Genomic DNA, 8,952 nt, shown 5'->3' with positions numbered 1-8,952 from the left:
ATGAATCTGTCTGGCTCGGATGTCCAGATTTTGCAGATGTATCCGTTGGGCGTGAGCCCGTTCAGGGTCTTCAGCCTGCGTGCGAAGTTGTAGGCCGCCACGAAATCGGCGAGGTGGGTTCGCAGTTGTTCGTGGCTGTCGTAGTGGAGGCGCTTGACGGTCGCGTCCTTGGTCGTGGGGTTCATCCGCTCGACTTGGCCGTTGGTCCGAGGGTGGTTGGGTTTGGTCAGTCTTTGCTCGATCCTGTTCGCCTCGCAGATCATGTCGAAGCGCATCGGCCGGGAGTGGACGGTGTTCCGGTTGGCTGATCCCGGCCTTTCGGCTGATCTCCGCAACCGGCTTGCATGCCTTGTCTTGCTTCAGGATGAACGCCTTCTGTTTACTCGGGCCTAAGCGGCCCCACCGGGGCCACGGTCCCTCGCTCATCCGTGAACTCGATGCCTTCATCGTTGTTGAAGGCGATCCGGCTGTCCGGCGATCCGGGGTCGTCGCGCTCTGGACGGGTTGACGAGCATCGTCGAATGGCGGGGCGTGGCGGCGCAGAAGCGCGCCGCCAAGACGCGCGCTCAGAGGTGGTGGTCGGCGGGGCGACGGACCGCTTGCAGGCCGACGGGCCAGCCGGGGCCCTCGGGCGCGGTGGGGGTCGCGCCGTGATCGCGGTCCAGCGCAAGAAGGGCTTCGGCCATGGCGCGCGCGATGGGCTGGCCGGTCTGTTCCTCGACGAACAGGAACTGCCCGGCGGGGTTGATTTCCAGAAAGCGCAGGCGGCCGTCGGGCTGGCGACGGAAATCCAGCGCGCCGTAGACCAGACCCAGCCGCGCCATCAGCGCATGGATCGCGTCGATCATCGCGGGCGGCAGGGCGGTCGGGCGGATCGTCACGTCCTGATTCATGCGGAAATCGTCGGCATAGCTGCCGCCGCTGGTGTCGATCTCGGCGGCAAAGACCTTGCGGCCCACCACCGTCACGCGCAGGTCGCGGCCCTCGATCCGGCGCTGCAGGATGGCAGGGGCGTGGCGCAGCTGGCCCAGTTGCGCCAGTTCGGCCTCGCCGATGCGCCGCGTCTCGCGCCAGTAGCGCAGGCTGCCCGAGAAGGGCTTGCAGATCACGTCGCCATGCTGCGCGACGAAAGCGCGGGCGGTCTCGGCGCAGGTCGTGACCAGCGTCTCGGGCGGGTCGAGGCCCAGCTGCCCCGCCAGTCGCAACTGCCAGCTTTTGCGGCTGGCGGCCTCGTCCTCGACGGGCGGGTTGATCCAGGTCGCTGGCATGGCCAGCCACAGGCCTGCCAGCGCCTCGGCGCATTCGGCGGCGGCGAAATCCTGCGCCTGCAGGCCCGGCTCGAATTCCAACGGCTGGGGCCTGCGCCACCATGCCGCCCCCACCCGGTCGAGGTCGATCAGCCGCCCTTCGTCGTCGCTGAAGCCCAGCTGGCTGCCGGTGGGGCCATAGCGCAGCACCAGCCGCGCGGCACGGGGAAAGCGGGCGAGGTTCAGGATCTGGCTCTCGGCGCCAAGCCGGTCTAGGTGGTCGATGACGGTGCGGGCGTGGATGTCGTCGGGATGCGAGATGATCAGGATCATGGCGGACCTCTGGTGCTAGGCGGTGAAGGAAGGATGCGGGGTTTGCGGGCCGGCCCCTCTAGGGGCAGGGGAGGGCTGGGGGCCGGCCCGCGCGACAGGTCAGGCTTGACCCGTCGCGGCCTGGTATTGAGCGACCATCGACTCGAGAACGGCATGCAACTCGTCAATCTGGCGGGTCAGCTCGGCCAGGGTTTCGTCAGGCGCGCCCAGCATCTGCTGGAAGTCCTCCCATTCGGGCGCCTGGTGGGGGGTGGCCAGCACGAAGGGTCGCCCCGGATCGGGCAGGTCCACCCGCTCGGCGATGGTGGTGCCGCCGCGATCCATCAACGGCGAGGTGTTGCGCTGGTCCAGAACCACCGGTGTTCCCGGTTGGTCGAGCACGGGTTTCGTGCGGGGCTGGTCAAGGATGACCGGGGTCGAGGGCTGATCCAGGATCACCCGCGTCGCGGGCTGGTCCCGGATGATAGGCGTGCCGATCTGGTCCAGGATGACCGGTGTGCCGGGGCGGTCCAGCACCACCGGCGTGCCGACGATGTCGCGCGTGGGCGTCGTGTCCAGATGCGGCAGTTTCACGATCCGCGTCAGCCGGTCATAGGCGCCCAGGGGCTGGACGATGCCATGGCCGGAATGGACGTCGAAGCCCGCCGCGCCGATATCCTTGCAGGTCGAGATCAGCGCGTTCTTCAGCACCGCCGTATTGGCCGAGGGGCGCACCTGTTTCAGCAGCGCACAGATCCCCGCAAGGATCGGCGTCGCGGCCGAGGTGCCGCTGTCGGAATTGTGGTAGCCCGTGAAATGCGTGATGGCGCAGAAATCGGGCTTGCGGGGCGACAGGGCCGCGGGGCCGCGGCTGGAATAGCCCACGAACTGCTCGCGCAGGTTGACCGCGCCCACGGTCATCACCGCCTCGTGGCCGTTCGCGCCCCAGATGCTGCGCCCGCTGCCCGTGTCGGGGCCGCAGCGACCGTCAGGGCAGGTATCGCCGCAATTGCCGGCCGCGAACAGGACGATGATCCCGGCATTCACGGCCTCGACCACCTTGCGGGTAAAGGGGTGGTTCGGGTCGCGGGCATAGGTCGCATCCCAGGTTTCCTGAAAGATGCCCCAGGAATTGGTCAGGATCTGCGGCGTGCCGTGGGTGCGGTAATGGTTCAGCGCCCAGTCGAAGGCCTGAAGCGCGCGAGAGATCGTGCCGGACGAGCCGCCCCCGCCGGCGATGCGCATGTCGAAGATCTGCGCCTCGGGGGCCATGCCCAGAACGTCGGTGGCGCACATGTTGCCATGCTCGCCCCATGCGCTGGCCTCGGTGCCCCAGCTGGCGGCGGGCCAGCCGCCGATCACGCGGGGGATGCGGCGCGAGGTCTCGCCCGCCTTGACGGGGCGGCCCTGCGCGGTGATGCCGCCATCCAGCACGCCCACGACGATGCCCGCGCCCCGGTAGCCGCGCGACCACATCTGGTCGGCGCCCAGATAGCGCGCGACATCCGCGATCGTGCCGACAGGCGTGCGGGGGGTGCAGTCGCAGCTGCCGATGGGGCAGGTGCCCATGGCGGGGTTCTCGTCAAGCTCGGGCCCGGCGTCGTTCGAATGGCCGGGATGGGCGAAGGGGGCGATGGGCGTGTCCTTCCAGACGCGCAGCACCTGCGGGTCGGCCTCGAGCGCGCGCAGCTGGTCCTCGGACGCGACGGTGCCGCGCAGAATGTAGGTCTGGGGCAGTCCCGCCATGCCCTCGGCCTCGCCCCCCATGGCGACGGGGACGAATTCCGGGTCCAGCGTCAGCGCGCCCCCGGCAAGTTCGGGGGCGCTGTTCATGCCCAGGATCGGCGACATGCCGGGATCGGCCCGCATCTCCAGCAGGACGCTGATCGGGGCGGCTTCGGGTTTGGCTTTCTTGTCGGTCATTGCGGCGTTCTCCTCGGGATCGGGACGGGCTTTGTGCCGGTCCGCGATTCGAGATGTGCCAGCCGCGCGTGAGCGCGCCGTGATCGCTGCGTGAAAGCCGTCCTTGCGCGGGCAGGGCGGGGTCTAGAGCCCCGAGCGCGTCACCCCCAGAAGCCCCGCCCGGCGCAGCGTCGTGACCGGGTATTCGGGGCTTTCCATCAACGAGAGGGTGAAATCCGGCTCGGCCCGGCGCAGCTTGTCCAGCGCATCCGCCGCGCCTGCGTCGTCACCGCGATGGTGGCGCAGCGCGGCCAGCATCCGCAGGGCGGGGCGGCAATCGGGGGCATGGGCCAGCGCGGCACCGGCGCTGGTCTCGGCTTCGGCCAGGCGGCCGGTGCGGATCTGCGCGACCGCAAGGCGCAGCCGCCAGCTGGCCTGTCCCAGCACCGCAAGAGGGCCGTTGCCCGCCCGCATCGCCGCGATCAGTGCGTCGCTGTCGCGGCCCGCATCGTTCAGCGCCTGCGACAGCGCCAGTTGCCCCAGATCGTGGCCCGGCGCCATCCGGCAGGCCAGCCGCGCCAGATCCAGCGCCCCCGCCACCTGTCCGCGCCAGCTGGCCATCAGCGCCGCGACCGACAGCACGACCGGATCATGGGGCGCGGCCTCGCGGGCCTGACGGGCCAGACCGTCGGCCTCGTCCAGCAGGATGCGCGGATCGCCGCCCTGCCGTTCGATGATCAGCGTATAGCGCAGAAAGGCGCGCAGCGCCTGCGGGACCGCGCCGGCGGTCTCGGTCAGCCGTCGATCCGCCGCCAGAAGCCGCGCGCGCGAAAAGCTGAACAGATCGCCAAGCGGATAGCCCGCTCGTGCGCCCGGCGTGACCTGCCCTGCCGTCTGGATCATCGTCAACGCCATCGCCGCCGAGACCCTCCGCAGATCGGGCAGGCCCGGCGCCAGCGGATAATGCTGCGCCCAAAGCTGCGCGCCGGTCTGCAGATCGCGCAGCACCAGCATCACCGCGACACCGCCTTGGGGTTGGGCCAGGCACAGGGCCTCGACCAGCAGGCCGTGGCCCTGTCCGGACGCGCCCCCGCGCAGCACCTGCGCAGGGATCAGCGCCGCCGCGCGGGCCGAGGCTTCGGACAGGACGCAATCGGCCAGCATCCGCGCCTGCGGCCCGTCGCCCTGCGCCTCGGTCAGGACCAGCAGGGGCAAGTCAGGCAGGGCCGGACGATCCTCCAGCGCCAGGCGGGTGTCGCGCAGCCAATCCTCGAATTCGGGGTCGTCGATGTCGAGCCCTTCGGCGAATTCGGCGGGCTGGCCGGTCGGCCCGATGACCGGGGCCAGATCGACCGTGACGCGGCTCGGGTCCAGCCCCACCCAGCCATCGCCGCCGATCAGCGCCTCGCCCAGGGCTTGCCGGCATTCGCGCAGCGCCTGACGCAGGCTGGCCGAGCCCTGCGCCTGAGGGCTTACGCTCCATAGCCGGTCCTGAAGCTGCGCGCGCCCCAGCCGCAGGTCGGGTGCCGTTCCCAGCAGGGCCAGAAGGCCCCGCGCCTTGCGGCCACGAGGGGTCAGGTCGCGGCCTTCCGCATCGCTCAGGCGCACCTGTCCCATCAGCCGAAGCCGAAGGCGCATGACTGAAACTCCGAACAAATTCCCGTGATATGTTACCATAGGTCAACCGAATCGGCGCCATCAATCGGCACGGGCCGCAGGATGGATGCAGGATCCGATACAAAGGGCACAGTTTGGTGCCAAAAGGGGGATGCGATGTCGCTAGCCAATGCGCATAACGCGCATAATGCCCATAATGCGCATAACGCCCACAACGCGCATAATGCCCATGGGGGCGGCGGGGCGGCGGGTGGCGGGCTTCTGGCGCAGGCATTGATGGTGGCGCGGGACGCCATCGCGCCGATGGGCGCGGTCGCGGTCGAGACGCCCGGCCCCGCCCGGCAGACGCCCCTGACCCGCCTGCGCCGGATCGAGCCCGACTTCGCCCTCGCCGCCCTGCTGTCCGAACTGTCCGAGGGCCTGTCGGTCGAGGCCGCGCCGTCCCGTTTCCGCATCACCGCCGGGCAGGGCACGCTTGCCGAGATCACGCGCCCCTCGGACGCCGATTTCGTGACCGAGACGCAGCTTGTCGCGGGCTATGCCGAATTGCGCGCCGAACGCCTGCCCGAGATCATGGCCCAGACGGAGACGGTCCTGCCGTTTTTCGGCTCGATCCTGCCGCTGGCCTCGGGCTGGACGCCTTGCCTGATGCTGCTGACGGCTCTGGTGCAGGATCTGGCCACGGCAATGGTCCAGCGCGCCAAGCTGGGCTTCGGCGTGGCGCGCCCGCATGTCCTGTCGCCCGACATCCAGCCGGTCATCGCCTGTCCGGGTCATTCCGCCTATCCCAGTGGCCATGCCGCGCAGGGGTTCGCGCTGGCCGGGATGCTGGGCGCGCTGACGGGCGCCGACGGGCCGGACCCGGCCAGCCCGCTGGACCGCATGGCCGCGCGTATCGCGGTGAACCGGACGGTGGCCGGGGTGCATTACCCGGTGGACAGCGCGGCGGGGGCGGTTCTTGGGCTTGCGGTCGCGCGCTGGCTGGTCGCCCGCGCGACGGGGGACAAGGTCACGGGCCTTGGGCTGGATGGCGGCGCATGGGGCGGGGATGCGCCGGGAGGCAGCCGCGACTTTCATCTGCCGGCCTTCTGCCGGGCCTGGCACGCCGGAACCTGTCTTGCGCCGACCACGACCTTTGTCGCGCCCGAGGCGCCCTTGCTGGCGGCCTTGTGGCAGGGCGCGCAGCAGGAATGGGGGCAGAGATGGGGATGAGCCCGGCGCTGGACTGGCAGCCCGACCCGCCGGATCAGGCCGTCCGCGACGACGAGGCCTGGCCTCTGCTTGAGGATCTGCTGACCCGCGCGCCCGCCATGGGCGACCAGCCTCATGCCGCGCAACGCGCCGCGCTTGAGGCGCTGATCGAGGCGGCGTTCGGGCGATGATCGCGCTTGAAAGCCTTGATCTCTTCGATCCGGTCCTGGCTCATCTGCCGCGTCTGGTGCCGCGCGATGCGATCCCCGCGCCGGGCCTGCCGCCCGCGCCGGAAGCGCGCTTTCTGCACCCCGACGCCCATCCTGTCGATCCGCGGCGCGCCGTGATCGTGGCCGTGATCGACCACGCCATCCCTTTTGCCCATCCGCTGTTGACGACGGGGCCGGGCCATAGCCGGGTTGCCGCGATCTGGCTGATGGACGCCCCCGCGACCGAGGCGCGCGCCGATCTGGCATTCGGGCGCGAACTCCGCGGGACCCAGATCGACGCGCTGGCCGATCCGGGCGATCCTCTGGCGGCCTATCGCGCGGCGGGCCTGACCGCGCCCGGACGCTGCATGGCGATGGCTTCGGCGTCCAGCCACGGTGCGGCGGTGGCGGGGCTGGCAGCAGGGCACGACCCCGGCGATCCCGCCGGGCGCGACCATCCGGTTCTGGCCGTGTCGCTGCCGCGCATGGCGCTGGCCGAGACCTCGGGCAGTCTGGCGGCCTTGTTCATCCAGGCGGCCGTGATCTTCGTGATCGCCCGCGCCCGTCAGCTGGCACGCGAGATGTCCGTTCAGGCAGGGCAGCGGGTCCGTCCTGCGCTGGTGGTGAACCTGTCGCTTGGGGTGACGGCGGGGGCAGATGACGGCAGCGCACTTCTGACGCGGTTGCAGGATGCGATCGCGGACCGGGCCGGGGGCGATCTGGGACCGGTGCATTTCGTCCTGCCGACCGGCAACAACCGGCAGGACCGGCTGCGCGGCCATCTGATGCCCGGGCAGGGGGTCGGCTGGCAGATCCCGCCCGACGATCCAACGCCCAACGCTATCGAGATCTGGGCCGCGCCGGGCGAGGCCGCGCCCCGCCTGCGCGTCACCGCGCCCTCGGGCGCGGAGGGCGAGGTCGCGTTGACGACAACGGGCTCGGGCTGGCTGCTTGACGCGGGCGGCGCGCGGCTGGCGCGGGCGGTGCTGCAACGGCGGGGGGGCAGACGAGCCTGCGTGACGCTGATCCTGCCGCCGACCCTGCCCGAGGGTGGCGGGGTGGCGGGGGTGCCGGGCCTCTGGCGGCTTGATCTGGTCGATGGCGGGCCGTCGGGCGCCGCGCTGGCGGTTCACCGGGACGACCGGCTGCCGGGCTTTCGCGCGCAGGGGCGCCAGTCGCGGCTGGTCGATCCCGGTCACGCCCTGCGCGGCGATGACGGCGCCTGGCCCGGCGCCGATCCCGATCCCGCGCCCGGTCCGATCCGTCGCAACGGCTCGGCCAGCGCCTATGCGCGGGGGCGGCGACAGATCAGGGTGGGCGCCACGACGACCCGGCCCGAAGCCGGGCTCAGCCCCTATTGCGGGCTTCTGCCCGATGGCCGGGCGGGGGATGTGACCGCACCCGCCGACCGCAGCGCCGCGCGGCAGGGGATGGTCCTGCCCGGTATCCTGCCCGGTGGGTGGCAGAGGCTCAGCGGCACCAGCCTTTCGGCCCCGCAGGTCACGCGCTGGCTGGCGCATGCATTGGCCAATGGCGCCGACATCCCCGACCGCGAGGCCCTGCGTCGGGCGCTGTCGGCGGGCGGCCCGCTGGCGGATGTGCCGGATGCCGGGCTGCCCGATCTGCCCTGGCGGCACGGCCTTGCCGATTGATCAGCGCGCCAGACCAAGCGCGTTCAGCCGGGCCACCGTGTCGGGCAGGCGCGGCAGGTCGGCATTGACCTCGAGGATCAGGCGCGGCTGGTCGGGCAGGGCGGCCAGCGCGTCAAAGACCGGGCGCCACGGGATGCGCCCGTCGCCCGGATGCCAGTGTCGGTCCGCATAACCATCCGCGTCCTGAAGATGCACATGGCCCAGCCGCCCCCGCGCGGCGGCGATGTAATCCACCACCGGCGGCGCGCCATAGCGGCCATGGGCCAGTTCGGCATGGCCCGTGTCCAGCGACACGGCCAGCATCGGATGGTCGATCGCCGCGACCAGATCGACCCGCACCGAAGGATCGGCGTCGTCGATGTTTTCCAGCACGATCTGGCAGCCCCCCTCGGCCGCGCGCGACAGGACGGGGGCCAGACAATCCGCCGCGGCCTCGAAGATGGCAGGCCGGATCATGGGGTAATTCTCGCGGTTCAGGTGCTGCCAATAGGTAAAGGGGCTGTGAACGACCATCTGGTCGGCGCGCAGGGCCAGCGCGATCTCGACCCCTTCCAGCAGGCGCTTCTGCACGATGGCGCGGATCTCGCCATCCGGGTTTCCGATATCGAGGCCCAGAAACGGTCCATGGATGCCCACCGGCCCCGTCAGCTCGTCGCGCCGGGCGGCCCAAGCAGCGATCAGGTCGTCGCGCACGTCGCGGATCGCGTCCAGCGCGCAGAAATCCTGGATCTCGACGGCGCGGCCGGGCGCGCAGATCCAGTCGTGCAGACCGTCGAAATCGGGGTAGGTCAGGGCAACGCCCAGAAGGGGCAGGCTCATGTC

Annotated in this window: 7 protein-coding genes and 1 pseudogene; 3 read left to right on the top strand and 5 right to left on the bottom strand. The window is 70.9% G+C overall.

Going from position 1 to position 8,952, the window contains the following annotated elements:
- The 4 genes and pseudogenes from ACTZWU_RS15875 to ACTZWU_RS15860 form a co-directional block, all read right to left on the bottom strand.
- Positions 1 to 242: pseudogene (locus tag ACTZWU_RS15875) on the bottom strand (integrase core domain-containing protein); the annotation flags it as partial.
- Positions 243 to 566: 324 nt separating this feature from the next.
- The gene (locus ACTZWU_RS15870; protein WP_444738338.1) at positions 567 to 1,580 is read right to left on the bottom strand and encodes an MvdC/MvdD family ATP grasp protein; all 1,014 of its coding nucleotides are present in this window, start codon (positions 1,578 to 1,580) and stop codon (positions 567 to 569) included.
- Between the two features lie 99 nt (positions 1,581 to 1,679).
- A complete protein-coding gene (locus ACTZWU_RS15865; RefSeq protein WP_444738337.1) occupies positions 1,680 to 3,482 on the bottom strand; it encodes a S8 family peptidase in 1,803 nt (600 codons plus the stop codon).
- Between the two features lie 123 nt (positions 3,483 to 3,605).
- A complete protein-coding gene (locus ACTZWU_RS15860) occupies positions 3,606 to 5,099 on the bottom strand; it encodes an SARP family transcriptional regulator (RefSeq protein ID WP_444738336.1) in 1,494 nt (497 codons plus the stop codon).
- A gap of 135 nt (positions 5,100 to 5,234) precedes the next feature.
- Here ACTZWU_RS15860 and ACTZWU_RS15855 point away from each other — a divergent pair, with 135 nt between their 5' ends.
- From ACTZWU_RS15855 to ACTZWU_RS15845, 3 genes are read left to right on the top strand one after another with little or no spacing between them, the layout of a single operon-like run.
- Positions 5,235 to 6,290 (top strand): phosphatase PAP2 family protein, encoded by a 1,056-nt coding sequence (locus tag ACTZWU_RS15855; RefSeq protein ID WP_444738335.1) that lies wholly within the window; start codon positions 5,235 to 5,237, stop codon positions 6,288 to 6,290.
- Positions 6,281 to 6,460, top strand: coding sequence for a hypothetical protein (locus tag ACTZWU_RS15850; RefSeq protein ID WP_444738334.1), 180 nt, complete (start codon positions 6,281 to 6,283; stop codon positions 6,458 to 6,460). The genes ACTZWU_RS15855 and ACTZWU_RS15850 overlap by 10 nt, the downstream gene beginning before the upstream one ends.
- Complete coding sequence (locus ACTZWU_RS15845; RefSeq protein WP_444738333.1) at positions 6,457 to 8,130, top strand: hypothetical protein; 1,674 nt, start codon at positions 6,457 to 6,459, stop codon at positions 8,128 to 8,130. The genes ACTZWU_RS15850 and ACTZWU_RS15845 overlap by 4 nt, the downstream gene beginning before the upstream one ends.
- Here the strand turns inward: ACTZWU_RS15845 and ACTZWU_RS15840 are convergent, their stop codons facing one another.
- Positions 8,131 to 8,949: a sugar phosphate isomerase/epimerase family protein gene (locus ACTZWU_RS15840; RefSeq protein WP_444738332.1), complete on the bottom strand. Its 819-nt coding sequence runs from the start codon at positions 8,947 to 8,949 to the stop codon at positions 8,131 to 8,133.
- Positions 8,950 to 8,952 lie beyond the last annotated feature (3 nt).

It is taken from the genome of Paracoccus sp. NSM (genome assembly GCF_052379855.1).
Taxonomy (GTDB): domain Bacteria; phylum Pseudomonadota; class Alphaproteobacteria; order Rhodobacterales; family Rhodobacteraceae; genus Paracoccus.
This window is presented reverse-complemented; position numbering and strand designations above follow the sequence as displayed.